Genomic DNA, 23,523 nt, shown 5'->3' with positions numbered 1-23,523 from the left:
CCGCCGTCCCCGGCCGTCCCCTACCGCCCCCGCCGCTCCCGCCACTCCCGGACGGTGCGGTCCACGTCGAACGGTTTCAGGTTCAGTGGCGGGCCGGGCGGCGGGCGGCGGAGGGCCTGGGCGATCCTGTCGTTGACGGCGGTGAGGATGCGGCGGACCTCGGACTCGGTCCTGGCGCGGTCCACCGCCGCCAGGGCGTCCTCGGCCTCCTTGCGCAGGGCCAGGGCGGGCGGCAGGCAGGTGACGCCCTCCTGCCGCATCTTCCGCCGCAGCCACCACAGTTCGTCGTAGGGCTCGTTCAGGCTGGGCAGGGGGCGGCCCGCGCCGGGGAGGTCGTCGAAGGCGCCGCGTTCCGTCGCTTCGCGGATCTGCTTGTCGACCCAGGACTCGAAGCTGACGCCGGGGGGCTTTCGCTCGGTCATGGATCAAGTGTCGCGCACCCGCGGGCGGGGGTCAGCGGTCGCGGCCCCAGGCCCACAGCCCGGCGCCGATCAGCAGCAGGCTGAGGGTGGAGAAGGCGGTGCGGGCGGTGTTCCAGGCGGTCCAGCGCGGGGAGTAGCCGGCCCAGGCGCGGGCCGGGTCGGTGGGGGTGCCCGCGGCGGCCAGGGTCTCGTTCATGGGGACGTTGACCACGGCCGTGGGCAGGAAGGCGCCGAGCAGGTAGGTGGCGGCGGCGGTGAGGAACAGGGCCGCGGCGAGTTTGTGGTCGAGGGTCAGCAGGACGGCTCCGGTGGCGGCCGCGGCCACCGGGGCCAGCAGGAAGGCGGTGAGGAACACCGGGTTCTGGATCTTGTGGTTGACGCTCTGCATGGCGGCGACCGCAGAGGCGGGCTCGACGCGGTCCAGGGCCGGCATCACCGCCACCGAGAAGGCGAAGAACAGGCCCGCGACGGCGCCGGTGAGGAGCAGGGAGGAGGCGGCGAGGAGGGCTGCCAGGGGGAACATGTCGGGCTCCGGGGTCAGGGTGTCCAGGCGCCGGTGGCGGCGGTGGCGTGGGCGTAGGCGGTGAAGTCGCGCGGGTCGCGGCCCAGGGCGCGGCGGACTCCGTCGGCGGTGTGGGCGTTGCGGCCGTCCAGGACGCGGGTGAAGACGTCGGTGAAGGTGGCGACGTGCTCGGGCGGGACGCCGTGGGCGGCCAGGTGGGCGGCGTACTCGGCGGGGGTCAGGGGGACGTAGCGGAGGGGGCGGCCGGTGGCCGCGGCGATCTCGCGGGCGGCGTCGGCGAAGGTGAGCAGGCGGGGGCCGGTGAGCTCGTAGGTGCGGCCGGCGTGGCCGGGCTCGGTGAGGGCGGCGACGGCGGCGTCCGCGATGTCGTCGGCGTCCACGAACGGCTCGGGGACGTCCGCCGCGGGCAGGGCGATCTCCCCGGCGAGCACCGGCTCCCGCAGGAAGTCCTCGCTGAAGTTCTGGCTGAACCAGCTCGCGCGCAGGACGGTCCACTCGGCGGGGCAGGTGCGCACGGCCCGCTCCGCGCGCTCGGCCTCCTCCTCGCCGCGGCCGGAGAGCAGCACGATCCTGCGGACGCCCGCCCGCACGGCCTGCTCGGTGAAGGCGCGCACCGTCCCGGCGGCCTCGGGGGCGGCCAGGTCGGGGTAGTAGACCAGGTACACCGCGGTGACGTCCCGCAGGGCGGCGGGCCAGGTGGCGGGGGCGTGCCAGTCGAACGGGGGCTCGCCGGAGCGGGAGGCGGCGCGCACCGGGACGCCGCGGGCGGCGAGGCGGGCGGCGACGCGGCGGCCGGTCTTGCCGGTGGCGCCGAGGACGAGGGTGGCGGGGGAGCCGGGGGCGGGGGTGCGGGGGTGCGTGGTTTCCGTCATGACCACAGTCCACCGGCCGGGGCCCACCGGCGACCATCGTTGATCGGCTCACGGGCATTCGTGCGCGTCTACACTCCGGCGGGTGGAGGCACTGGGGAGCCTGCTGGACGGGCCGAGGGCACGGGACGCGTTCGTGATGCGCGCCGTGATGGAGCCGCCGTGGGCGGTGCGGGTCGAGGACCGGGCGCCGCTGAGCGTGGTGGCGGTGGTGCGCGGGCAGGCGTGGGTGCTGCCGGAGCGCGGCGCGGGGCGGCTGCTGCGGCCGGGGGACGTCGCGGTGACGCGCGGGCCCGACCCGTACGTGTTCGCCGACGACCCGGGCACGCCGCCGCAGGTCGTCATCCACCCGGGGCAGTGGTCGGCCACCCCGGACGGTGACGAGCTGTGCGAGGAGATGGGCCTCGGGGTGCGGACCTGGGGGGACCGGGCCGACGGGTCGGCGGAGCTGGTCGTGGGGACGTACCAGCACGGGAGCCAGGTGAGCCGGCGGCTGCTGGGGGCGCTGCCCGCGCTGCTGGTGCTGCGGCGCGAGGAGCTGGGGTCCGCGCTGGTGGACATGCTGGGTCAGGAGGCGGGCCGGGCGGAGCCGGGGCAGGAGGTGGTGCTCGACCGGCTGCTCGACCTGCTGGTGGTCGCGGTGCTGCGGGCCTGGTTCGCCCGGTCGAAGGAGCGGACCCCGGGGTGGTACCGGGCGCAGGGCGACCCGGTGGTGGGGCCCGTGCTGAAGCTGCTGCACGACGACCCGGCGCGCCCCTGGACGGTGGCGGAGCTGGCGGAGCGCGCCGGGGTGTCCCGGGCGGCGCTGGCCCGGCGGTTCACCGGCCTGGTGGGGGAGCCGCCGATGGCGTACCTGACCGGGTGGCGGCTGGCGCTGGCGGCCGACCTGCTGCGGGAGAGCGACGCCACGGTGGGGGCGGTGGCGCGGCGGGTCGGGTACGGCAGCCCGTTCGCGCTGAGCACGGCGTTCAAGCGGGTGTACGGGGTGAGCCCGCGGGAGTACCGGGGCGAGGCGGAGCCGCTGGCCGGGTGAGCCGGCCCCGGCCCGCGGTTCCGCCGCACCCGGCCCGGGGACGCCCCGCCCGGGGCTCGCCGCTCAGGGGATGATCCGGCGGCGCCGGAAGTCGGCGAAGATGTCCAGGAACATCGCCTCGGTGTCCACGAACTCGTGGAAGCCCAGGCGGCGTGCCTTGGAGCCGTCGGCGAACAGGTCGTAGTCCCAGGAGAAGACGAAGTCGCCGAACGCCCAGGAGGACACCTCCTTGTAGGACGCGGTCAGGCCGTGCTTCTCCGTCATGCGCTGCCAGACCGGCTCCTTGTCGGCCATGACCTCCGCCAGGGACAGCGGCACCGGCGGGGCCGTCTCCAGGTCGAAGAAGCGGGCGAGCCTGGGCCACATGTCGTTCCAGCGGAACAGGTCCCCGTTGTTGATGTTGAACGCCTGGTTGGCGCACCGCTCGTCGGTGGCCGCCCACACCGTGGCGCGGGCCAGCAGCCCGGCGTCGGTCATCTCCAGCAGCGCGTCGTAGGCGCCCGGCTTCCCGGGGAAGCGCAGCGGCAGGCCCAGCTCCTTGGAGATCGAGGCGTACACGGCGATGACCATGGCGAGGTTCATCGGGTTGCCGAGCGCGAACCCGCACACCACCGAGGGGCGGATCGCCGACCACGTCCACGGCTTGCCCCGCTGCCGCTCGGTGAGGAACTGCTGCTGGCTGTGCATGAACTCCGGCGGCATGAAGTACGGGTCGTCCTCGCGGGCCGGGGTGCGGAACGGGCCGAGGTGCGCGCCGTACACCTTGTACCCCTGCATCAGGCTGACGTGCCGCAGGCCGGGCGCGGCGGGTTCCAGCGCGTCGATCGTGTTTACCAGCATGTCCAGGTTCGGCTGCACCAGGGCCGACCAGGTCGGGCGGTCCTGGTAGGCGGTGAAGAAGACGTGCGTGACGTCGGTCAGGCCGCCGAGCTTGGCGCGGGTGTCGTCCGGGTCGAGCAGGTCGGCGGAGATGTGGCGCAGCCGGCCGGAGGACTCGCCGCCGCGGCGGGAGACGCCGATGACGTTCCAGCCGTCCAGGGTGAGCAGGTGATCGACGAGGTTGCGGCCGATGACGCCCTGGGCGCCGACGACCAGGGCGGTGCGGGACTGGGATGTGCTCATGGGACCAGGGTGCGGGGACGGGGTGGGGTGAGTCCAAGGCATGGATTTGCTGGGTGCCATAAACTCTGCTCATGGGTGAGCGGGGAGCTGCGGGAACTGCGGGAGCCGCGGGAGCGGCAGTAGTGGCGGGAACGGCGACCGGAACGGCGGTGGCCACGCTGCGGCAACTGGAGTACCTGGTCACCGTGGTCGACCAGGGCTCCTTCACCCGCGCCGCCGAGCTGCTGCACGTCACCCAGCCCGCCCTGTCCCACCAGGTGCGGGCCCTGGAGCGGGCCGTCGGCGGGCCGCTCCTGGAGCGGCTGCCGCGCGGGGTGCGGCTCACCCCCATGGGGCGGGCCATGATCCCGCACGCCAGGGCGGCGCTGGCCGACGCCCAGCGCGCCGTGTGCGCCGCCCGCCAGGCGGCCGGCCTGGAGTGCGGGGAGCTGCGCCTGGCCACGCTGTACTCCCTCGGGCTCGGCGTGCTCCCCCCGGCGCTGCGGGCCTGGCGGCGGGCCCACCCCGACGTCCGGGTCAGCCTCCACGAGCACCGCCACGCCGACGAGCTGCGGGCCGCCATGGCCGCGGGGCAGGCCGACCTGGCCGTGGGGCCGCGCCCGGACGACTGGGAGGGGCCGGTGCACCCGCTGGGCGAGGAGGAGTTCGTGGTGGTGGTGCCGGAGGGCGACCCGGCCGCGGAGGGCGGCGCCACCCGGGTGCGGCTGGGCGCGCTCGCCGACCGCGGCTGGGTGCACTACGCGCCCGGGCACGGCCTGGCCGAGGTGCTGGAGCGGGCGTGCGCGGCCGACGGGTTCCGGCCCAGGGTGGCCGTGCGCACCGAGCAGACCGCCACCGCCCCGGTGCTCGCCGCCTCCGGCCTCGGGCCCACCCTGGCCCCCGCCAACGTCATCCCGCCCGGGTTCGACGGCCGGCTGCTGCGCCCGGAACCGCCGATCCGCCGCCCCCTCGTGGCCTACGCCCGCGGCGGCCTCGACTCGCTGACCTCGGCGTTCGTCCGGGTGCTTGTCCGCACCGCGGGCGTGCTGCCCGACCATGTGCGGGCGGCGCTGGGGGAGGGGGACGGGGAGGGCTGACGGAGGGCCCGGTGCGGCGGTGCGGTCCGGAACCCGCCGGACTTCGCCGCCGCCCGCTGCTGGACTGGGCCGCCCGGCCACCTGCCGCCAACCGCGCGGCCCCGCACAGGACGGAACCCCATGTCCGCGGTCACCTCCTCCGCGTCCCCGCCCTCACCCGCCGCGGGCGCCGCCTCCCCCGGCCGCGGCGGCCGGCCCGCCGTGCTCGCGCTGATGGCGGGCATCTTCGCCATCGTCACCACCGAGATCCTGCCCATCGGGCTGCTGACGTCCGTGGGCGACGGCTTCGGCGTCTCGGACGGGACCGCGGGCCTGCTGATGACGCTGCCCGGGGTGCTCGCCGCGGTGTGCGCGCCGGTGGTGACGGTGGCCACCGCGCGCCTGGACCGCAGGGTGCTGCTGTGCGGGTTCATGCTCCTGCTGACCGCGGCCAACGCCCTGGCCGCGGCGGCGCCCGCCTTCTGGGTGCTGCTGCTCTCCCGGGTGCTGGTCGGGGTGGTCATCGGCGGCTTCTGGTCGGTCGGGGCCGGCCTGGCCCCGCGGCTGGTGCCGGGGCCCGCGGTGGGCAGGGCCACCGCCGTGGTCTTCTCCGCGGTGCCGCTGGGCTCCGTGCTGGGGGTGCCCGCGGGCACCCTGGTCGGGGACCTCGCCGGGTGGCGGGCGGCGTTCGCCGTGCTGGGCGTGTTGTCGGCGGGCGTCGCCGCGGCGCTGGCGCTGACCCTCCCGCCGCTGCCCGCGTTGCGCGCCACCCGGGCGCGGGTGCTGCTGGGGGCGCTGCGCGGCCCGGGGGCGGGCTGGGCGCTGCTGCTGACGTTCCTGGTGGTGGCCGCGCACTTCGGGGCCTACACCTATGTGACGCCGTTCCTGGAGCGGGTCACCGGGGTGGGGCCCGCCGCGGTGACCGTGCTCCTGCTGGTGTACGGGGCGGCGGGGGTCGCGGGGACGTTCCTCGGCGGGGCGCTGGTGGCCCGCCGTCCGCGGGCCGCGTTCGCCGCCGCGGCGGGGCTGCTCGGGTGCGCGACCGTGCTGCTGCCCGTCCTCGGCCGGTGGGCGGTGGGCGCGGTGGCGCTGCTCGTGGTGTGGGGGGTGGCCTACGGGGCCGTGCCGGTCTGCTCGCAGACGTGGTTCGCCAAGGCGGCGCCCGGCGCCCCGGAGGCGGCGTCGGTGCTGTTCACGGCCTCGTTCCAGGCGACGATCGCGCTGGGCGCGCTGGCCGGCGGCGTCGTCGTGGACCGCGCCTCCCCGTCCGCCGTCATGGTGCTCGGCGGCGCCACCGCGGCGCTGGCGCTGCCGGCGCTGTGGGCGCACCGGGCGCGGCGGGCGACCTGGGCGGCGGACTGACAGCGGTTTGGCAGATGCGAGGCGGCAGCAGCGGATCACCTTGCAGGTGCCAGGCCGCTGGCCCTAGCGTTGCGCACATGCGTTCCTACACCATCGGCCGGGCCGCGCGGCTGCTCGGCGTCAGCCCGGACACCGCGCGGCGGTGGGCCGACGCGGGGCGGATCCCCACCCACCGGGACGAGGCCGGGCGGCGGCTCATCGACGGGCGCGACCTGGCGGCGTTCTCCGTGGAGCTGGCCGAGAGCGCGGGCGGCGGGGAGGACGAGACCCCGTACACCTCCGCGCGCAACGCCTTCCCCGGCATCGTCACCGCGGTGAAGCTCGGCGACGTGGCCGCCCAGGTGGAGATCCAGGCGGGCCCGCACCGGCTGGTGTCGCTGCTGACCAGGGAGGCCGTGGAGGAGCTCGGCCTGGAGGTCGGCATGGAGGCCACCGCCCGGGTGAAGTCCACCAACGTGCACATCGACCGGGTGTGAGGGCCGTGACACCGCGCCGCGCCCCCGCCGTCCTCACGCTCGTCCTCGCGCTGGTCGCGTCCCTCGCCGCCTGCGGCTCGTCCTCCGGCGGCGACGGGCCGCGCCTGCGGGTGCTGGCCGCCGCCTCGCTGTCCGACGCGTTCGAGGAGGCGGGCGCCGCCTGGGAGGAGGAGCACCCCGGCACCGACGTGGAGTTCTCCTTCGCCGGCTCCCAGGAGCTGGCCGCCCAAGTGCGCCAGGGCGTGCCCGCCGACGTGCTGGTGACCGCGGACGCGGCGACCATGGACTCGCTGCGCGCCGAGACCGGCCCCGCCACCGTCATCGCCAGGAACCGCCTGGTCATCGCCGTCCGCAAGGGCAACCCCGCCGGGGTGAGAGGGCTCGCGGACCTGGCCGACCGGCGGGTGAAGGTCGTCCTGGCCGCGCCCGAGGTCCCGGCGGGCCGGTACGCGGCGAGGATCCTCTCCGGGCAGGGAATCGAGGTCCACCCCGTCTCCCAGGAGCCGAATGTGCGCGCCGTGCTGAACAAGGTCGCCATCGGCGAGGCGGACGCGGGCCTGGTCTACGTCACCGACGCGGCCTCGGCGCGCGGCCGGGTGGACGGCGTGCCGATCCCGGACGCGCAGAACGCCGTGGCCGCGTACCCGGCCGCCGCGCTGGAGCGGTCGGCGCACCGGGCGGACGCCCGGGCGTTCGTGGACTGGCTCGCCGGGGACCGGGCGCAGGCGATCCTGCGGGACCAGGGCTTCCAGCGGCCGTGAGCGGGCGCAGGACGACCTCGCGGCGGGCCGTGCCCGCCGTGCTGGCCGTGCCCGCGGCGCTGGCCGTCGGGCTGCTGCTGGTGCCGCTGGCCGGGGTGCTGGTCCGCACCCCGTGGAGCGCGCTCGGCGACCACCTGAGCCGCCCCGGGGTGGTGGAGGCGCTGCGGCTGTCGCTGGTCGTCTCGTTCTGGTCGCTGGGGCTTTCGCTGCTGCTCGGGGTGCCGCTCGCCTGGGTGCTGGCCAGGGCCGACTTCCCCGGCAAGGCGCTGGTGCGCTCGCTGGTGCTGCTGCCGATGGTGCTGCCGCCGACGGTGGGCGGGGTGGCGCTGCTGCTCGGGTTCGGGCGGCGCGGCATCCTCGGCGGGCCGCTGGCGGACTGGTTCGGGGTGACCCTGCCGTTCAGCACCGCGGGCGCGGTGGTGGCGGCGACGTTCGTGTCGATGCCGTTCCTGGTGATCAGCCTGGAGGGGGCGCTGGCGGGGCTGCGCCCCGGCTACGAGGAGACCGCGGCGTCGCTGGGCGCCGCACCGGTGCGGGTGTTCGCCACGGTCACGCTGCCGCTGGTGGCGCCGGGTCTCGCCGCGGGGGCCGCGCTGACGTGGGCGCGGGCGCTGGGGGAGTTCGGGGCGACGATCACCTTCGCGGGGAACCTGCCCGGGGTCACCCAGACCCTGCCGCTGGAGGTCTACCTGCTGCTCCAGGACGACCCGGAGGCGGCGACCTCGGTGTCGCTGCTGCTGCTCGCCGTGGCGATGGCGGTGCTGGTGGCGCTGCGGGGACGGTGGGTGGGCGCCACCGGGGCGCGCGGGCGGTCGCGGGAGCGCGACGCGGACGAGGAGGCGCCGGACGCCCGTCCGGAGCCCGCGTCGGACGCCCCGCCGCCCGCCCCGGCCGGGCCCGAGGGGCGCTGGGAGCTGCACGCCGAGGTCACCGGCTCCACCGCCCTCACCCTGGACGCCGCGCCCGGCACCACCGTCGCCGTCGTCGGCCCCAACGGCGCGGGCAAGACGACGCTGCTGCGCGCCCTGCTCGGCCTCACCCCACGCGCCCACGCCCGCCTGCGCCTGGGCGGGCTGGACGCGACCGGCCTGCCCCCGCACCGCAGGGGCGTGGCCTGGGTGCCGCAGGACGGCGCCCTGTTCCCGCACCTGACCGCGCTCGGCAACACCGCCTACGGCCTGCGCGCCCAGGGGGCGTCCCGCGCCGAGGCCCGGCGCGCCGCCCGGGTGTGGCTGGACCGCCTCGGCGTCGGCCACCTCGCCCACCGCAGGCCCGACGGCCTGTCCGGCGGGCAGGCCCAGCGGGTCGCCCTGGCCCGGGCGCTGGCCGTCCGGCCCCGGCTGCTGCTGCTCGATGAGCCGCTGGCCGCCCTCGACGCCACCACCCGCGCCCGGGTCCGGCACACCCTGCGCGCCCACCTGGCCGACTTCGGCGGGGTGTGCCTGCTGGTCACCCACGACCCGGTGGAGGCGGTGTCGCTGGCGGACCGGGTGCTGGTGCTCGACCGGGGCCGGGCGGTGCAGGACGCGCCCGTGGCGGAGGTCACCCGGCACCCCCGCTCGCCGTGGGTGGCCAGGATGCTGGGCCGCAACGCGTGGCGGGGCACGCTGACCGCGGGCGGGGTGGCGCTGCCGGGCGGGGGATCGGTCGTCGCGGCGGACGCCGTGACGACAGGGGCTGGCGCGGCGGACGCCGTGACGACAGGGGCCGGCGCGGCGGACGCCGCTGCGGGGAGCGGGCCGGGGCGGGGCGGGGGGCCGCTTCAGGGGGTGCCGGAGGGGGTGGCGGCGCTGGCGGTGATCGGGCCGGAGGCCGTATCGCTGCATCGGGCTCGGCCCGAGGGCAGCCCGCGCAACGTGTGGCCGGGCACGGTGCGGGAGCTGACCGCGGTCGGGGGGCGGATCCGGGTGCTGGTGGCGTCGGAGCGGGTGCCCGACCTGGTGGCGGAGGTCACGCCGGACGCCGCCGCCGAGCTGGGGCTCGGCGACGGCGTCGCGGTGTGGGCGAGTGTGAAGGCGACCGAGGTGACGGTCGTCCCGCTGTGACGGCTACACCCGCGCGGGTTCGCGGTCCTTGTGCCGCGGCGGCTCGTGCCCCTCGCCGTGCTCCAGGCGCGGCAGCCAGCGCAGCCAGCGCGGCAGGTACCAGTTGCGCTCGCCGAGCAGGGCCATCAGGGACGGCAGCAGCAGCAGCCGGATCACCGTCGCGTCCAGCAGCACCGCGACGGCGAGGCCGACGCCCATCTGCTTCATGTCCTGCATGGACAGGGTGGCGAACACCGAGAACACCGCCACCATGATCACGGCCGCCCCGGTGACGGCGCCCGCGGTGGCGCGCACCCCCTCGGAGACCGCGTCCACCGTGCTCGCGCCCCGGTCGCGGGCCTCCCGGATCCGGGAGACCACGAACACGTGGTAGTCCATGGACAGGCCGAACAGCACCACCAGCACGAACAGCGGCATCCACGCCTCGATCGCGCCGACCTTCTCGGTGCCGACCAGGCTCGCGCCCCACCCGTGCTGGAACACCGCCGTCATGACCCCGAAGGCCGCGGTCACCGACAGCAGGTTCAGCCCGATGGACACGGCCGCGATCACCAGGGACCGGAAGGACACCAGCATCACCAGGAACGTCACCGCGGTGACGAACAGCAGCACGGGCGCCATGTCGTCCCCGAGCTGGTCGGTGAAGTCCACGCCCTCGGCGAGCTCGCCGGTGACATGGGCGGTGCCGACCGCGCCGACGGTGGCCGGGACCACGTCCTCGCGGAGCGTGCCGAGCGCGTGCTCGGAGACGGAGTCGGTGCCGCTGCCCTTCAGCGGCACGTCGATCCGGGCGACGCCCTCGTCCGGGTGCGTCCGCACGGTGATCTCCGCGCCGAACTCGCCGGAGCGGGCCGCCCGCTCCCGCAGGTCGGCGATGGCCCGGTCCATGGCGGGACCCTCCACGTCGTCGGCCTTCACCACCACGGTGGCCGGCTCGGGGCCGCCGGGGAACGCCTCGGTGATGCGCTGGTGGGAGACGGCCAGCGGGTGGTCGGAGCCGACCTGCTTCTCCAGGCCGAGCTGCTCGGTGCGCATGCCCAGCGCGGGCGCCGCCAGCACCAGCAGCACCCCGGCCGCGACCACGGCGAACACCTTCGGCCTGGCCAGCACCGGCTTCAGCAGCCGTCCCGCGAACGCGCCGGCCGCGGGCTTCGGCCGCCTCCTGCGGCGGGGCCGGCGCAGCCTGCCGAGCTCCACCTTGTCGCCGAGCAGCGACAGCAGCGCGGGCAGCACGGTCACCGAGCCCAGCATGGCGATGAACACCACCAGCATGGTCGCCACCGCGAAGCCCTTGAACAGCAGCAGCCCGGACAGGAACATGCCGGCCATGGCCACCATCACGGTCAGGCCCGACACCAGCACCGCCCGGCCCGAGGTGGCCGCGGCGACCCGCAGGGCCGTCTCCGGGTCCCGGCCCGCGGCCCGCTCGTCGCGCTCCCGGCGCAGGTAGAACAGGCAGTAGTCGACGCCGACGGCCAGGCCCACCAGCAGCATCACCGAGCTGGTCGTCTCGAACATGTGCAGCTTGTGGCTGACGACGGCGAGCAGCCCGTTCGCGGCGATGAACGCGGTCAGCGCCAGGCCCACCGGCAGCACCGCGGCGACCAGCGCGCCGAACGCCACCAGCAGGATGCCCAGCGCCAGCGGCACCGCGGTCAGCTCCGCCTTGGCGAAGTCGTCGCCGAGCATGTCGTCCAGCCACTTGCCCGCGCTGGCCTCGCCGAACTGGCCCACGCTCACCTCGGGGTGCCGGTCGGCCACCTCCTCGACGGCCTTCAGCACCGGGCCCACCCGGTCGGCGGCGCTGTCCGGGTCGCCCTTCATGGCGAACCTGACCAGGCCGTCCCGCCGGTCCCGCGACTCCAGCGGCTCCCGCACGTCGGTGACCCGGCCGGTGTCGCGCACCGCCGCGGCCAGCTCGTCGGCGGCCTCCCGCCAGCCGCCGGGGTCCTCGCTGGTGAGGATCACGTTCTCGCCCGCGGGCTCGTCGATCCCCGCGTCGTACAGGATGCGGGCCGCGCGCGCCGAATCACCCGCGCCCTCCTCGTAGGGCCTGGACTCGGACAGGCCGGCCATGCCGCCGATCACGGTGGCGACCACCACGAACAGCAGCCAGCCGACGATCGCGGACTTGCGGTGCCTGGCGCTCCAGCCGCCCAGGCGGGCGGCGAGGTTGCGCTTCGCCGGGGTCGTCATCGGATCTCCACAAGGCTCGGGACAAGACTGGGAAAGGCGTTCGACATCACGCCGAGAACGCTAGGAACGGCGCGTCCGCCGCCCCAGCCGGTGAGCACCCCGGCCGGGGGTGTCACCAGGTACACCCCGGCTCGGGTGGCAGTGCCCGTGCGGTCCGGGAGAGCATCCGGAAGGGTGGGACACCGGGCGGTCCGGGTGGCGGGCCGGCACGAGGCTGGAGGCGGCGATGGGGGAGACGGAGACGGCGGCGCGCCCGGCGCGGCGCGGGCGGATCGCGGAAGGGCTGCTTGCGGGTGCCCGCGGGCTGCTGCTGGCCACGCTGTCGGCGGCCGCCTCCATCGTGCTGTTCGCCCTGACGGTGACCTCGATCGCGCTGATCGTCGTCGGTGTCGGCGCGCTCACCACCCCGGCCGTGCTCGCCGCCGTGCGCGCCCACGCCAACTGGCGCCGCCGGGCCGCCGGCCGCTGGTCCGGGGTGGGGATCCCCGAGCCGTACCGGCCGGTCGAACGCGACCAGGGCGGGCTGCTCGGCTGGCTCCAGAAGCTGCTGACGATGCTGAAGGACCCGGCGACGTGGCGGGACCTGCCGTGGCTGCTGGTGGACGGCTCCTTCGGCCTGGCCATCGCCGTGCTGGCGCCCGCGCTGCTCGCGTACGGGGCGTTCGGCTCGGTGCTCGCCGCCGGGGTGTGGCGGCCCATCGACACCGCCGACGACGGCTACTGGTACACCTTCATCCACGTCACCAGCCAGGGCACGGCGAACCAGGCGGCGCTGCTCGGCCTGGCGCTGCTGGCCCTCGGCCTGCTGGCCAACCCGGCGATCCTGCGCGTCCACGCCCTGCTGACCCGCTCCTTCCTGGCCCCCACCCACAAGCGCCAACTGGAGCTGCGCGTGGAGCGCCTGACCGACACCCGGGCCGCCGCCCTGGACACCTCGGCCGCCGAACTGCGCCGCATCGAGCGCGACCTGCACGACGGCGCCCAGGCCCGCCTGGTCGCGATGGGCATGCACCTGGGCGCCGTGGAGCAGTTGCTGGAGCGCGACCCGGAGCAGGCCAGGCAACTGCTGGCGCAGGTGCGGCAGTCCTCCGCGGACGCCCTGGACGAGCTGCGCGACCTGGTGCGCGGCATCCACCCGCCGGTGCTGGCCGAGCGGGGCCTGGGCGACGCGGTGCGGGCGCTGGCGCTGCGCCACCCGATCCCGGTGGAGGTCGCCGTGGACCTGCCGGGCCGCCCGGCCGCGCCGGTGGAGTCCGCCGCCTACTTCGCCGTCTCCGAGGTGCTCACCAACGCGGCCAAACACTCCGGCGCGAGCCGGGTGCGGATCGACCTGTGGCACGAGGACGGCAGGCTGCGGATCACGGTGACCGACGACGGGCGCGGCGGCGCCCGCCCGGACAGGGGAACGGGGCTGCGCGGAGTGGAGCGCAGGCTCGGTACATTCGACGGCGTCCTCGCCGTCAGCAGCCCGCTCGGCGGCCCCACCCAGGTCACCATGGAGCTGCCGTGCGCGTTGTCCTCGCCGAAGACCTCTTCCTCCTGAGGGACGGTCTGGTGCGGCTGCTCCAGGCGTTCGGGTGCGAGATCCTCGCCGCCGTGGACAACGGCCCGGAGCTGTCCCGGGCGCTGGTGGAGCTGCGGCCCGACGTGGCGGTGGTGGACGTGCGGCTGCCGCCGTCGTTCACCGACGAGGGGCTCCAGGCCGCCCTGCACGCGCGGCGGGAGATCCCGGGGCTGCCCGTGCTGGTGCTCTCCCAGCACGTGGAGCAGTTGTACGCCAGGGAGCTGCTCGCGGACGGCAGCGGCGGGATCGGGTACCTGCTGAAGGACCGGGTGTTCGACGCGGACCAGTTCATCGACGCGGTGCGCCGGGTCGCCGCGGGCGGCACCGCCATGGACCCGCAGGTGATCTCGCAGCTCCTCGTGCGCAACGAGCGGGACGAGCCGCTGGGCAACCTCACCCCGCGCGAGCGTGAGGTGCTGTCGCTGATGGCCGAGGGGCGGTCCAACGCGGCCATCGCGCAGCGCCTGGTCGTCACCGAGCGGGCCGTCGCCAAGCACACCTCGAACATCTTCGCCAAGCTGGACCTGCCGCCGTCCGACGACGACAACCGCCGGGTGCTCGCGGTGCTGGCCTACCTGGACCGGGCCTGAGGCTCACACCCGGGGGAACCGCAGCGGCAGCTCCCACAGGGCCGGGTTGTCCGCGAGGTCCTCGTGCAGGTCGGTGAGGTCGGCCAGCACGTCGTGCAGGAAGTCCCTGGCCTCCCGGCGCAGGTCGGCGTGGCGGACGGTGAGCGGGCCCGCCTCCGTCCAGTCGGCGCGCACCTCCACCCAGCCGAACCGCCGGGCGAACCGCAGCCGGTCGGTGGTCTCGGTGAAGTCCAGCTCCGCCTGCCGCACCTTGGCGGCGCGGCTGCCCGCCGGGTCGAGGTCGAGCCGCTCCACGACGTCGCACAGCGCCCAGGCGAAGTCGAGCACCGGCACCCACCCCCAGGCGGTGGACAGCTCCAGCTCGTCCTGCGCCAGGTAGACGTCGCCGCAGAACAGGTCGTGCCGCAGGGTGCGCACATCGGCGGTGCGGTAGTCGGTCTGCGGCGGGTCGGGGAAGCGGCGGGAGAGGGAGTAGCCGAGCTCGATCACGCCCCCGATGGTGCCACGGGGCGCCACCGGGGGCCGCGGGCGGGCGTCAGCCCTCGACGACCTTGCGCTCCTCGCGCGCCGCGATCTGGATGCGGCGCGGCTTGGCCTTCTCCGCCACCGGGATGCGCAGGGTCAGCACACCGGCCTCGTAGGAGGCGTCGATCCGGTCCACGTCGAGCGTCTCGCCGAGGAACAACTGCCGGGTGAAGGTGCCCACCGGCCGCTCGGCGACGACCATCTCGGTGTCCTCGGGCGCGGCGGCGGTGCGTTCCGCGTGGACGGTCAGCACGTTCCGCTCGACGTCCAGGGCGATGGAGTCGGGGGAGACGCCGGGCAGGTCGAAGTGGACCACGAACTCGTCGCCGCTGCGGTAGGCGTCCATCGGGATCGCGGAGGGCCTGGCCTGCGTCCCCGGCGTACCGAACACCTGCTGGGCGAGCCGGTCCAGTTCGCGGAAGGGATCGGTGCGCATGAGCATGTCCGGGCTCCTCTCTCAGGTGGCCGCGGCGGTGCCTTGCCGCGGGGGTCAACACAGCCGACATCTCTTATATAACTCTGCGGAGAAAACTTGACAACCTCAGGCGCAACTCTGGGCTTTTTCGCTGGTCAGGCGGTATGGAGATCGGGCCAGGTGGCTGGGTGCGGGAGGGCGTGAGACGACCCCGGCCCCCGGTCCGCGAGGGACCGGGGGCCGGGGGCGTCGATCGGCAGGAAGGGCTTGCGTCGCCGAAGCTGGAGGGGCACGCCCGCCCATCCGCTGCCCGCCGTCGGGTCGGCACATGGTTGGCAGGCTCGTACCGGACGAGGGTGCCGCCGAGAGGCCCGTTGCGCCGACGGTGCACGGCCGACCGATCCTTATGGATTGGCGGTGTTGACTTCGCGCGCGAGGTCAAAGAGCCACACCGGAGTCGCGGAGTTCCTGATGATGTCCTGGAGCGCTGTGCGCAGTCTTCGACGGATTCGCTCCGAGGTGATGGAAGGAAGTAGCGGAGAAATATCAGCCAACGTCGATCCGCACTCGTTCCACGCCTGTGCTTGAGTGAATGCCGACAGCAGGCTGACGTTGTAATAAAAGGCGCCGCGTCCGCCGGGGTGTGATTGGTGGGCCAGCTCGAGCGCTCGTTGCAGATGCGGGATTGCGGCGCTGGGCTCGCCCAGTGACAGATGGGCTTCGCCCTCGTGGCCGGAGACTTCGCACTCGTTCACCCACCAGCTCCACGCCGGATCGCGAGGATGGATGGAGTCGTCCAATGCGCCTCTTGCGGCCCTGAGCCTTGACAGCGCTCGGCGGCGGTCCCCTGTCTGCGCGAGCGCGCGCCCGGAGCGCATGTTCGCCAGCAAGGCGACGCGCGGAGGGACGCGGTGGGAGGGGAGCTCCTTCGCGATCCGCAGTGGCTCGCCGGGGCTGCCGTGGTGGACGCCCAGCATGGCGATCATGTCCAGTGCGAACCACTGCATGGGTCGATCGCCGGCCTGGCGGGCCAGCATGTGGGATTCCAGGAACGCGCTGCGGGAAGCTTCCCGTTTCCCGGCGTCGAACAGCATCCATCCCGCAATCTCGGCTAATTCTGCGACGAGCGCCAGGTATGGGCGGTGGTATTTTTCCGGTATTGCTCCGCTGTCGAGCCTGCGCATTCCTTCGCGCCATGTCTGGACTGCGACAGGGGCGACGGTGTTGCCGCCATGCCGATTGTCGTGCTCCAGCAAGTGTCTCATGGCGTCCCGCGTTCTCGCGATCTCGCCCAAGACATCTCCCTCCGCCTCGGGGAAAGCCAGGTTGATCTCAGGGGTCGCCGAGAGGGCGAGGGAAATCAACCTGCCCTCTGTGCCGAGGTACGCGTCCAGCCTCTTGGCAATTTGCTCTCCAGGTCGCTGCTTTCCGTTGAGCACCCGTGAGAGATAAGCCGGGTCGTAGCTCAGTGCCCGGGCCGCCGCACGCAGCGAAATCCCCTTGGCCTTCATCGCGGCGCGAGCGTGGGCGGCGAAGTCGTCCATGGGAGGCCTTCCATCGGGTGAGCTGATGACCACCCATAGTAGTCAACGCCTGTCAACTTCCCCGCCCGCAGCGGGATCACCAGCATGGGCGGACAGCAGGACCCCGGCGACCGTGCGACCGGTCCCGGGGCGTGGCCCACCAGCTTGCAAGGAGCTGACGAGCATGACCGACTTTATCGCCCGCGTTCTCGAACGGATGAAACTCCTGCGCCCACTCCGAGTTCACGGGCGGCACCGTGCGTGCGGGCGTCACGCGGCGGGAACCTCCCCCGTCGTCCCACCCGCAACGGCCCCCGTTGGGCACCCTGCGCCGTCCGTGCCCCCGGTGCCGCGGGACGCGGGGGAGGTTGCTCTGGTGCGACCGTACTTCACCGCGTACGAGCGGCAGCGGCGCCGTTCTGGGCGGCTTGTGGTGGTGGCGGTGCGGCCGCCGCTGCTCGCTTCGGTCGCGGGGAGGGCCGCCCGGTGACGGCGGCTCGTGGGTGTAAGCGCCAGCGTGAGGCGGTCGTGGCGCTCGTCGAGTTGCGGGCGGCCTTGGCGGAGGCGGAGGTGCTTCTGCCGGGGTTGACGGCCGGGCCTGTGGTGTTGCGGTCGTCGGCCACGCAGTTGGTGGAGCTGGGGTGCGTCCTTCCGGCGGTGGCGCGGGAGTTGGCGTCGGTGGTTCGGGCGGGGGCGGCGGTGCTGAAGTGGCAGCGGGGCGGTGGGGGCGGGGGCGTTGCGGCGGTGGGGGCGGTGGTGCGGGACACCGGGCATCCCGGTGACAGTGACGCCCGGCCCGTGGTGGGGCGGGTGATGGCGCGGATGGACGGCAAGGTGTGGTTGCGGCCCCTGGGCGGGGGGCGGGAGTGGACGGCCGATCCGTGTGCGCTGCTTCCGGGGTTGGCGGAGGCGCTGCGTCCGGCGGTGCGGGAGGCGAATCGGCGGGGCGGGGGGACGTCGTGAGGGCGTCCGCCGGTTCGGTTGTGCTGGGGGTCGTCTTCCGGCGGATCATGAGCACGGACGCGCCGGGGGTGATCCACTCGGCGGTGTGCCTGTTGTGCGGGGAGGAGTCGCTGCCGGTGGAGGACGAGGCGTTTCCGGTGGAGGTGTGGGCGTTGGCGCACACGGGACGGTATCCGGACCACCGGCATTTCAAGGTGATGACGGAGACGTTCTGGCGGGTGGGCCGGGGGGACGCGGCGGTGGCTGGTGCGTCCGGGGAGTGCCGGGGTGTGGGGGAGGTGGAGGTGTGAGAAGGGGGACTTTCGTGCCCGCTTCGGTCTCCTGATCGATCCCCGTCCCGGCCGGTCCGGCTTCTCTGCGGCGCCGGATCGGCCGGGACGGCTGCACGTATCCGCCGCTGCCACTGCCCCGTTCGCCAGTCCCGAGGACCTCATGCCGCGCCTTCCGCCGACCACCCCCGCCCGTGTCTACGTCGGCACGGTCCTGCGCCACTTCCGGGAGCGGGCGGGGGTGACGCAGCAGGAGTTGGGGCGGGAGCTGCATGTCAGCGGGGCGCTGGTGAACATGGTGGAGGTGGGGCGGCGGGCGTTGGAGCCGCGGTTGCTGGAGCGGGCGGACGTGCTGCTGGACGCCGGTGGGCTGCTGCGGGCCGCGGGGCCGCTGCTGGAGGGGGAGCGGGAGGCGCTGCGCGGTCCCGGCCCGGCCCTGTGTGCGGCGCGGGACCATCTGGAGGCGCTGGACGCGGCGCTGCCGCCGCTGTCCGAGGACACCCGGCGCCACATCGCCGCGCTCGCCCTGTGGGCACTCGGGCCGAGCGCCCCGGCACACGGTGAATAGGGGATGTGCAAGGCCCTCTGGCACAAGTGAGTGCCTGCACGATGTCAGCGAGTGTCCGGGTCGCTACCGTAAGGAGTGGAACGGCCATCCTCGGGAGGAGTGAACTCCCGAGCGCGCACCCGGCGTGGCTCGACGCCGCGATGTAGCGGCGCGGCAATGAAACCGGTAGACAGAACGGAGCCCTCCATGACACTGCGCAAGCTCGGGAAGGACCCCGAAAGCAAGCTGGACGGGTCCCCCACGGTGTACCTGGACGAGGAGAGGGATACCTACCTGATCCAGTCGTGGAAGGTCACGGATCCCGAAAGGCTGAGCCGGCTCGAACTGCCCGACGACGAGACGGTGGTCGAGTTGCCGAGGCGGATGATGCGCTTCTTCTTGGAGGTGGGTGGTGACGGGGCAGCGGCTGACGAGTGACGAGTGGGCGGGGCTCTTCCGATCCGCCAAGAAATCCGTGCTGCACCTGGAGACACGCGACTCCTATGCCGTGGACGACGAGGAGTTCGCGCAGTGGAAGGCCGGGGCCCTGGTCGACCCGGCTGACCGCTCCGCCTGGTGGGTCGATTGGTGGCATGGCTCTATCGCCGACTCGGTGCACCGTGGGGTACCGGTGCGCAGGGCGCGCGTCGTCTCGGAGCCGGTCTCCGAGTACATCCGGTTCGAGCACGATGTCACGTACACAAACGTTGAGGCCGGTGAGGAGGTCAGGTGGCTGCCGCGTCGCAACGCGTCGGACATCGCCCTGCCCGGTAACGATTTCTGGATGTTCGACGACGATCTTGTGGTGTTCAACCATTTCACGGGGGAGGGAGCCTGGGCAGGTCACGAACGCCGAAGCGAGCCCGCCGTGATCAGGCTTTGTGCGACGGCGTTCGAAGCTGTCTGGGAGAGGGCAGTTCCGCACGCGGAGTACACGCTTCCTGAGTCACCCTGATCTGTATCTGGCATGAAGGACCCGATGTTCCCGTCATCGGCCGTCCAGGAGGCCAGGCGTGCCCTCGGGCAGCGCCTGCGTGAGATCCGTCTGGATGCCGGGCTGACGAGCCGCACGCTCGCCCGTCGGGCGGGATGGCACGAGTCGAAGTGTTCGCGTCTGGAACACGCACGCGCCCTCCCGTCGGACGCGGACATCCGTAGATGGACGCTTCACTGCGGGGTTCCGGAGCAGGCTGCCGACCTCATTGCCACCGCGCGTGGCATCGACGGCATGTACGTCGAGTGGAGACGTCTGACCCGTGACGGGCTGCGGCGCGTACAGCAGGCATCACTGCCTCTGTGGGAGCGGACCCGACTCTTCCGCGTCTACGAACCGGGAGTCGTCCCGGGGCTCTTCCAGACGCCGGGGTACGCCTCGGCTCTCATGGAAGCGATCGCCGACTTCCACGGGATTCCGAACGACAGGGACAGTGCCGTCGCCGCCCGGATGAACCGCCAGAGGGTGCTGCACGAGGGGGTGCGTCGCTTCGCGGTTCTGATGGAGGAGTCGGCATTGCTGACCCGGATCGGGGATGCCCCGACGATGGCCGCTCAACTGGAGCGCTTGCGTGAGGCCACACGGTTGGCGCAGGTCAGTCTCGGGATTCTCCCTGCGCGGGCGGGACGGGGAATGTGGCCGGTCGAGGGCTTCTGGATCTTCGATGAAGAACGGGTCCTCGTCGAGCTGGTCACGGCGGAGGTGACCGTTACGCAACCGCGTGAAATCACCCTGTACGCCAGGACGTTCGCCGAGCTTTCGAAAGTCGCCGTGTACGGAGCGGCCGCGCGGCGGCTGATCAGTGCCGCGATCAGCTCGTTCGAGTGAGCGAGCGCAAGTTTGCGCACACTCGTTGAGACTCCCCCTGACGCACTCGTATCGTCACCGTGAGTGAGAAAAGCCTCACTGTGTATGTCGACGAAGTGCCGGACTTCGGGAGGGCCCGTGTACGGAATCCGCCCCGCTGAGCCCGCCGATGTGCAGGGCATCGCTGCCATGGTGCGTGCCCGCGGTGCGTGGTTGCGGCAGCGTGGGCTGCCCGACTGGGGAGAGGCAGCGGACGAGGTGGCCGCCCAGGCCGGGAAGCCGGACAGTCCGGTGTGGGTGCTGACCCGGCACGGGAAGGACATCGTCGGTTGCACGAGCGTCTACCGGGAGACGCCCGCCTGGGCCTACACGGCGGACGAATGCGCCGAGCCCGCGTTGTTCCTCGCCACCACGGTCACCCTGCCGACGAACGGTGGACGGATCGGTTGCCTCATCGCCTGGTGGGCGCTCGACCGCGCCGCACGCTCGGGGTGTCGCTGGGTGCGACGGGGGACCGGACAGGACGCCCTGATGCGGTACTACCGGGACGTCCAGGGCTGGACGCTCCTGCGCACCCTCGACCGGAGGGGGCACACCGCGCACATCATGGCCCGCCGGGCCGAGCTGCGTCCCGATCTGCCGGGCCTGCTCGCGGGCGGTGTCCGCCCCACGCCCGAACACCACTGACGCCTGTCCCGTGCAGGGGCGGACGCGGCGTCCCCGGACGTCGTTCCGCATCGATCCGACCCGATGAGTAAGGAGGCCCTGGTTGCTGACCCTGGAACCGGTTGTCCCGGTGCTGGACATCTGGGCGAGTGAGCCCGAGTGGCGGGTGCCGTCACTGGCGTCGCGCTACGAGTACAAGAAGAAGGACGGCTCCAGCGACACCAACAACGAGTACGACACCATGGAGGTCTGATCCTCCTCGCCATGGGGAGGCCGTGGGGAGGCGGGCAGAACTCCTCCTCCCCACGGCACCCGCCTCCGGATCGCATGAGGGGATCAAGGCATGCTCAAGCTCCGCATCGATCATGAAGAACTCGCCGCATTACGACATGCCTGGCGCTGGAAGAGCGGCCGATGGCACTGCGGCAGGAGCTGGGTGCAGCCCTATGGCCACCCGGCTGTCGAAACGGAGTGGGCCACTGACGGCACCGCGACATTTCTCCACGTTCGCGAACGCCTCCGGGGTCGTGCCGAATGGTCACGCCCGGAGGCGGATGTCGCCAGTGCCGTTCGATATGAGCAGCCCGGGTACCGCGAGAGCATCGCGCGGGCGCGAGCCTGGCCGGGCGACTGGCTGCTTCTGGAGACGACTCCCGGCCGCCCGGTGGCGATCACCGCCGGAGCCCACGGGATCGCCCCTGTGTACCTCGTCGCGGACCGCGGCGTGCTGCACGGTTCATGGGATCTGGCGGACCTGCGCGCGCACATCGTGGCCGACCACCTCGTGGAGATCGAACTGGCGCGCCGGCTGGCGCTGCGCTCGCGGTACACCGCGCAAACACTGTGGACGGGGGTCCACCAGCTCACGGAGCGGGCCACCGCGCGCTTCGACGGCGCGGACATCGCGGTGTCCTACCCGGAGCCTGCCGCGCACTCCCGCGCTCGCGAGATCAAGCCGGGGTCCGACGTGGTGGCGGCATACGAGTACCTGCTCGACCAGGTGCTCGCCGATCGCGTCCACGACCCCGCGTCCTCCGCGGTGCAGCTCTCCGGCGGGCTCGACAGCGCCAATGTCGCTTTTGCTCTCGCAGCCCGCCCCAACGGGAACGCAGCCACCGCGTCCGCCCTGTTGCTGGACCAGGCACGGGGTGTGCAGCAGGCACGGAGAAGAGCGGAGATGATCAGGTTGGCGGGCTTTCGGGCCGATGTCGCTATGCCCGCCCTCGACCACCTGCCGCTGCATCCCCATGGGCCTCGCGGCCTGGCGCAGCCGGTCAGTCCATACGAGGACGTCTACCACGAGGCCCAGCAAGCGCTCGCGGGCGAACTCGCCCGGTGCGGTGTCCGCGCGGTGTTGACGGGCATCGGGGGAGACGAGATGGTCGCGCTGACCGCTGAGGAGAGCCCTCACCCGCCGTTGGGCACGGGCGAGGAGATCCGCCCCTGGATCGGCGCCCGCGTCCGGGAGGCACTTGTACGAGCGGAAGACGACATCGCTCCGGCCTCGCTGATCAACGAGACCACGCTCAAGGCTCACGCCTGCGCGGCCCCGCCGCTGCTGCGGCACGGCCTGTGGCCCGTCCACCCGTTGTCCGACCCGCGTCTGGTCGTCTTCGGTGAGTGGTTGCCCATCGCATGGCGAAGGGACAAGCGTTTGCATCGCGAGCGCTTGGCCCGCCTGCGACTTTCCCCGAGTGTCGTGCGACCGCGACTCGCGGAGAATTTCGTCGGGGTCATGAACGAAGCGCTGCGCCGCCACGGTGCCCCGTACATCGCCCGCATGCTCCGTGAGGGCAGTGTCTTGATCGACCAGGGATTCGTGGATCCGCTCGGGCTGGCCGCCACTGGTGAGCGCCTCATGGCCGGGCGTCTCCGCCACGGTGACCGGGAGGTCTGTGTCACCCTCGCGTTCGACGCCGCGGTCCGTGCGTTCTGAGCGCGTCCGCGGTGGCTCGCGTGGGGTGCGATCGTCCCTGGCGCGAGTTGTTCGCACAGAGAAGGGATGGCCTTCAGCCCTTCAGGGCTGGTTGGGCTGCCCCGGCCCCCGGCCCCCGGTCCGCGAGGGACCGGGGGCCGGGGGCGGGAGCGAGGGGCCGGAGCCCGTCAGATGGTGACGCCGAAGTCCTGGGCGATGCCCGCGAGGCCGGTGGCGTAGCCCTGGCCGACCGCGCGGAACTTCCACTCGGCGCCGTTGCGGTAGAGCTCGCCGAAGACCATCGCGGTCTCGGTGGCCGCGTCCTCCGTCAGGTCGTAGCGGGCGATCTCGGCGCCGCCCGCCTGGTTCAGCACGCGGATGTACGCGTTGCGGACCTGGCCGAAGTTCTGGCGGCGGTTCTCCGCGTCGTACACCGACACCGGGAACACGATCTTGTCCACCTCGGCGGGCAGCCCGGCGAGGTTCACGTTGATCTGCTCGTCGTCGCCCTGGCCCTCACCGGTGCGGTTGTCGCCGGTGTGGACGATCGTCTGGTCCGGGGTGGACCGGTTGTTGAAGAACACGAAGTGGCCGTCGGAGACGACCTTGCCCGAGGAGTTCACCGCGATCGCGCTCGCGTCGAGGTCGAAGTCGGTGCCGGTGGTGGTGCGGACGTCCCAGCCGAGGCCGACCGTGACGGCGGTCAGGCCCGGTGCCTCCTTGGTGAGCGAGACATTGCCGCCCTTGGACAGGCTTACAGCCATCGCGGGTCCCTTCCTGATGTTGCGTGCGTTGTACGTCTGCGAAGTTGCGCGGGCCGACGCGGCCACGAGCGACGCTATCGCTAGGACAGAACGCCGTCAGGAGCAGGGGCGGTTCCA

26 protein-coding genes are annotated in these 23,523 nt (G+C 73.4%); 17 read left to right on the top strand and 9 right to left on the bottom strand.

All coding sequences use genetic code 11. The annotated features are described in order from the left end of the window. Positions 1-20: 20 nt before the first annotated feature. From ACYVO2_RS04410 to ACYVO2_RS04400, 3 genes are read right to left on the bottom strand one after another with little or no spacing between them, the layout of a single operon-like run. Positions 21-422, bottom strand: a complete 402-nt coding sequence (locus ACYVO2_RS04410; protein ID WP_461006224.1) for a DnaJ family domain-containing protein — start codon at positions 420-422, stop codon at positions 21-23. A gap of 31 nt (positions 423-453) precedes the next feature. Beyond that, positions 454-945, bottom strand: coding sequence for an anthrone oxygenase family protein (locus ACYVO2_RS04405; protein WP_461006223.1), 492 nt, complete (start codon positions 943-945; stop codon positions 454-456). A gap of 14 nt (positions 946-959) precedes the next feature. Next, positions 960-1,817, bottom strand: a complete 858-nt coding sequence (locus ACYVO2_RS04400; RefSeq protein WP_461006222.1) for an NAD(P)H-binding protein — start codon at positions 1,815-1,817, stop codon at positions 960-962. Positions 1,818-1,899: 82 nt separating this feature from the next. Here ACYVO2_RS04400 and ACYVO2_RS04395 point away from each other — a divergent pair, with 82 nt between their 5' ends. Further along, complete coding sequence (locus ACYVO2_RS04395; protein ID WP_461006221.1) at positions 1,900-2,847, top strand: AraC family transcriptional regulator; 948 nt, start codon at positions 1,900-1,902, stop codon at positions 2,845-2,847. 63 nt (positions 2,848-2,910) lie between these two features. On the opposite strand, the gene ACYVO2_RS04390 is transcribed toward ACYVO2_RS04395, so the two are convergent. Beyond that, positions 2,911-3,969 carry an SDR family oxidoreductase gene (locus tag ACYVO2_RS04390; RefSeq protein ID WP_461006220.1) on the bottom strand — a complete coding sequence of 353 codons (1,059 nt, stop codon included), beginning with the start codon at positions 3,967-3,969 and terminating at the stop codon, positions 2,911-2,913. A gap of 122 nt (positions 3,970-4,091) precedes the next feature. On the opposite strand from ACYVO2_RS04390, the gene ACYVO2_RS04385 reads away from it, so the two are divergent. From ACYVO2_RS04385 to ACYVO2_RS04365, 5 genes are all read left to right on the top strand, one after another. After that, complete coding sequence (locus tag ACYVO2_RS04385) at positions 4,092-5,045, top strand: LysR family transcriptional regulator (protein WP_461006219.1); 954 nt, start codon at positions 4,092-4,094, stop codon at positions 5,043-5,045. Positions 5,046-5,165: 120 nt separating this feature from the next. Continuing rightward, the gene (locus ACYVO2_RS04380) at positions 5,166-6,386 is read left to right on the top strand and encodes an MFS transporter (RefSeq protein ID WP_461006218.1); all 1,221 of its coding nucleotides are present in this window, start codon (positions 5,166-5,168) and stop codon (positions 6,384-6,386) included. Between the two features lie 77 nt (positions 6,387-6,463). Next, a complete protein-coding gene (locus tag ACYVO2_RS04375; protein WP_461006217.1) occupies positions 6,464-6,862 on the top strand; it encodes a TOBE domain-containing protein in 399 nt (132 codons plus the stop codon). Then, positions 6,859-7,623: a molybdate ABC transporter substrate-binding protein gene (gene modA / locus ACYVO2_RS04370; protein WP_461006216.1), complete on the top strand. Its 765-nt coding sequence runs from the start codon at positions 6,859-6,861 to the stop codon at positions 7,621-7,623. The genes ACYVO2_RS04375 and modA overlap by 4 nt, the downstream gene beginning before the upstream one ends. Then, a complete protein-coding gene (locus ACYVO2_RS04365; protein WP_461006215.1) occupies positions 7,620-9,668 on the top strand; it encodes an ABC transporter permease in 2,049 nt (682 codons plus the stop codon). Before modA ends, ACYVO2_RS04365 begins: the two co-directional genes overlap by 4 nt. A 3-nt stretch (positions 9,669-9,671) precedes the next feature. Here the strand turns inward: ACYVO2_RS04365 and ACYVO2_RS04360 are convergent, their stop codons facing one another. Continuing rightward, positions 9,672-11,864 (bottom strand): MMPL family transporter, encoded by a 2,193-nt coding sequence (locus ACYVO2_RS04360; RefSeq protein ID WP_461006214.1) that lies wholly within the window; start codon positions 11,862-11,864, stop codon positions 9,672-9,674. Positions 11,865-12,090: 226 nt separating this feature from the next. On the opposite strand from ACYVO2_RS04360, the gene ACYVO2_RS04355 reads away from it, so the two are divergent. Then, positions 12,091-13,407: a sensor histidine kinase gene (locus ACYVO2_RS04355; RefSeq protein WP_461006213.1), complete on the top strand. Its 1,317-nt coding sequence runs from the start codon at positions 12,091-12,093 to the stop codon at positions 13,405-13,407. Continuing rightward, positions 13,371-14,018 (top strand): LuxR C-terminal-related transcriptional regulator, encoded by a 648-nt coding sequence (locus tag ACYVO2_RS04350; RefSeq protein WP_461006212.1) that lies wholly within the window; start codon positions 13,371-13,373, stop codon positions 14,016-14,018. Before ACYVO2_RS04355 ends, ACYVO2_RS04350 begins: the two co-directional genes overlap by 37 nt. Before the next feature lie 3 nt (positions 14,019-14,021). Here ACYVO2_RS04350 and ACYVO2_RS04345 read toward each other — a convergent pair whose 3' ends face one another. The 3 genes from ACYVO2_RS04345 to ACYVO2_RS04335 form a co-directional block, all read right to left on the bottom strand. Beyond that, on the bottom strand, positions 14,022-14,507 hold the full coding sequence (locus tag ACYVO2_RS04345; protein WP_461006211.1) for a hypothetical protein: 486 nt from the start codon (positions 14,505-14,507) through the stop codon (positions 14,022-14,024). A 46-nt stretch (positions 14,508-14,553) separates the two neighbouring features. Continuing rightward, a complete protein-coding gene (locus tag ACYVO2_RS04340) occupies positions 14,554-14,985 on the bottom strand; it encodes an Hsp20/alpha crystallin family protein (RefSeq protein ID WP_461006210.1) in 432 nt (143 codons plus the stop codon). A 377-nt stretch (positions 14,986-15,362) separates the two neighbouring features. Next, the gene (locus tag ACYVO2_RS04335) at positions 15,363-16,502 is read right to left on the bottom strand and encodes a helix-turn-helix domain-containing protein (protein ID WP_461006209.1); all 1,140 of its coding nucleotides are present in this window, start codon (positions 16,500-16,502) and stop codon (positions 15,363-15,365) included. Between the two features lie 507 nt (positions 16,503-17,009). Between ACYVO2_RS04335 and ACYVO2_RS04330 the strand changes: the two genes are divergently transcribed. The 9 genes from ACYVO2_RS04330 (at position 17,010) to ACYVO2_RS04290 (ending at position 22,663) form a co-directional block, all read left to right on the top strand. Next, positions 17,010-17,444, top strand: coding sequence for a hypothetical protein (locus ACYVO2_RS04330; RefSeq protein WP_461006208.1), 435 nt, complete (start codon positions 17,010-17,012; stop codon positions 17,442-17,444). A gap of 47 nt (positions 17,445-17,491) precedes the next feature. After that, the gene (locus ACYVO2_RS04325) at positions 17,492-17,734 is read left to right on the top strand and encodes a DUF7848 domain-containing protein (RefSeq protein WP_461006207.1); all 243 of its coding nucleotides are present in this window, start codon (positions 17,492-17,494) and stop codon (positions 17,732-17,734) included. Positions 17,735-17,876: 142 nt separating this feature from the next. Then, entirely contained in the window at positions 17,877-18,281 is a 405-nt protein-coding gene (locus ACYVO2_RS04320; RefSeq protein WP_461006206.1) for a helix-turn-helix domain-containing protein, read from the top strand. Between the two features lie 186 nt (positions 18,282-18,467). Beyond that, positions 18,468-18,698, top strand: coding sequence for a hypothetical protein (locus ACYVO2_RS04315; protein ID WP_461006205.1), 231 nt, complete (start codon positions 18,468-18,470; stop codon positions 18,696-18,698). Next, positions 18,688-19,215 (top strand): DUF6879 family protein, encoded by a 528-nt coding sequence (locus tag ACYVO2_RS04310; RefSeq protein WP_461006298.1) that lies wholly within the window; start codon positions 18,688-18,690, stop codon positions 19,213-19,215. The genes ACYVO2_RS04315 and ACYVO2_RS04310 overlap by 11 nt, the downstream gene beginning before the upstream one ends. Positions 19,216-19,227: 12 nt before the next feature. After that, complete coding sequence (locus ACYVO2_RS04305; protein ID WP_461006204.1) at positions 19,228-20,082, top strand: helix-turn-helix domain-containing protein; 855 nt, start codon at positions 19,228-19,230, stop codon at positions 20,080-20,082. A 192-nt stretch (positions 20,083-20,274) separates the two neighbouring features. Further along, the gene (locus ACYVO2_RS04300; RefSeq protein WP_461006203.1) at positions 20,275-20,748 is read left to right on the top strand and encodes a GNAT family N-acetyltransferase; all 474 of its coding nucleotides are present in this window, start codon (positions 20,275-20,277) and stop codon (positions 20,746-20,748) included. Between the two features lie 82 nt (positions 20,749-20,830). After that, positions 20,831-20,980: a hypothetical protein gene (locus tag ACYVO2_RS04295; RefSeq protein ID WP_461006202.1), complete on the top strand. Its 150-nt coding sequence runs from the start codon at positions 20,831-20,833 to the stop codon at positions 20,978-20,980. 90 nt (positions 20,981-21,070) lie between these two features. Next, complete coding sequence (locus ACYVO2_RS04290; RefSeq protein WP_461006201.1) at positions 21,071-22,663, top strand: asparagine synthase-related protein; 1,593 nt, start codon at positions 21,071-21,073, stop codon at positions 22,661-22,663. A 167-nt stretch (positions 22,664-22,830) separates the two neighbouring features. Here ACYVO2_RS04290 and ACYVO2_RS04285 read toward each other — a convergent pair whose 3' ends face one another. Next, positions 22,831-23,406: a TerD family protein gene (locus ACYVO2_RS04285; protein WP_461006200.1), complete on the bottom strand. Its 576-nt coding sequence runs from the start codon at positions 23,404-23,406 to the stop codon at positions 22,831-22,833. Between the last annotated feature and the right edge of the window lie 117 nt (positions 23,407-23,523).

Source organism: Streptomyces capparidis (assembly GCF_054782095.1).
Note: the sequence above shows the minus strand (reverse complement) of the source record. Positions and strands in the feature narration are given on the sequence as shown.

Bases quoted from the DNA above. Each gene is read 5' to 3' on its own strand.
- ACYVO2_RS04410 (WP_461006224.1), bottom strand. From the start codon at position 422: ATGACCGAGCGAAAGCCCCCCGGCGTCAGCTTCGAGTCCTGGGTCGAC.
- ACYVO2_RS04290 (WP_461006201.1), top strand. From the start codon at position 21,071: ATGCTCAAGCTCCGCATCGATCATGAAGAACTCGCCGCATTACGACAT.
- ACYVO2_RS04285 (WP_461006200.1), bottom strand. From the start codon at position 23,406: ATGGCTGTAAGCCTGTCCAAGGGCGGCAATGTCTCGCTCACCAAGGAG.
- ACYVO2_RS04405 (WP_461006223.1), bottom strand. From the start codon at position 945: ATGTTCCCCCTGGCAGCCCTCCTCGCCGCCTCCTCCCTGCTCCTCACC.
- ACYVO2_RS04380 (WP_461006218.1), top strand. From the start codon at position 5,166: ATGTCCGCGGTCACCTCCTCCGCGTCCCCGCCCTCACCCGCCGCGGGC.
- ACYVO2_RS04315 (WP_461006205.1), top strand. From the start codon at position 18,468: ATGACACTGCGCAAGCTCGGGAAGGACCCCGAAAGCAAGCTGGACGGG.
- ACYVO2_RS04355 (WP_461006213.1), top strand. From the start codon at position 12,091: ATGGGGGAGACGGAGACGGCGGCGCGCCCGGCGCGGCGCGGGCGGATC.
- ACYVO2_RS04335 (WP_461006209.1), bottom strand. From the start codon at position 16,502: ATGGACGACTTCGCCGCCCACGCTCGCGCCGCGATGAAGGCCAAGGGG.
- ACYVO2_RS04320 (WP_461006206.1), top strand. From the start codon at position 17,877: ATGCCGCGCCTTCCGCCGACCACCCCCGCCCGTGTCTACGTCGGCACG.
- ACYVO2_RS04400 (WP_461006222.1), bottom strand. From the start codon at position 1,817: ATGACGGAAACCACGCACCCCCGCACCCCCGCCCCCGGCTCCCCCGCC.
- ACYVO2_RS04390 (WP_461006220.1), bottom strand. From the start codon at position 3,969: ATGAGCACATCCCAGTCCCGCACCGCCCTGGTCGTCGGCGCCCAGGGC.
- ACYVO2_RS04360 (WP_461006214.1), bottom strand. From the start codon at position 11,864: ATGACGACCCCGGCGAAGCGCAACCTCGCCGCCCGCCTGGGCGGCTGG.
- ACYVO2_RS04375 (WP_461006217.1), top strand. From the start codon at position 6,464: ATGCGTTCCTACACCATCGGCCGGGCCGCGCGGCTGCTCGGCGTCAGC.
- ACYVO2_RS04340 (WP_461006210.1), bottom strand. From the start codon at position 14,985: ATGCTCATGCGCACCGATCCCTTCCGCGAACTGGACCGGCTCGCCCAG.
- ACYVO2_RS04325 (WP_461006207.1), top strand. From the start codon at position 17,492: ATGAGCACGGACGCGCCGGGGGTGATCCACTCGGCGGTGTGCCTGTTG.
- ACYVO2_RS04305 (WP_461006204.1), top strand. From the start codon at position 19,228: ATGAAGGACCCGATGTTCCCGTCATCGGCCGTCCAGGAGGCCAGGCGT.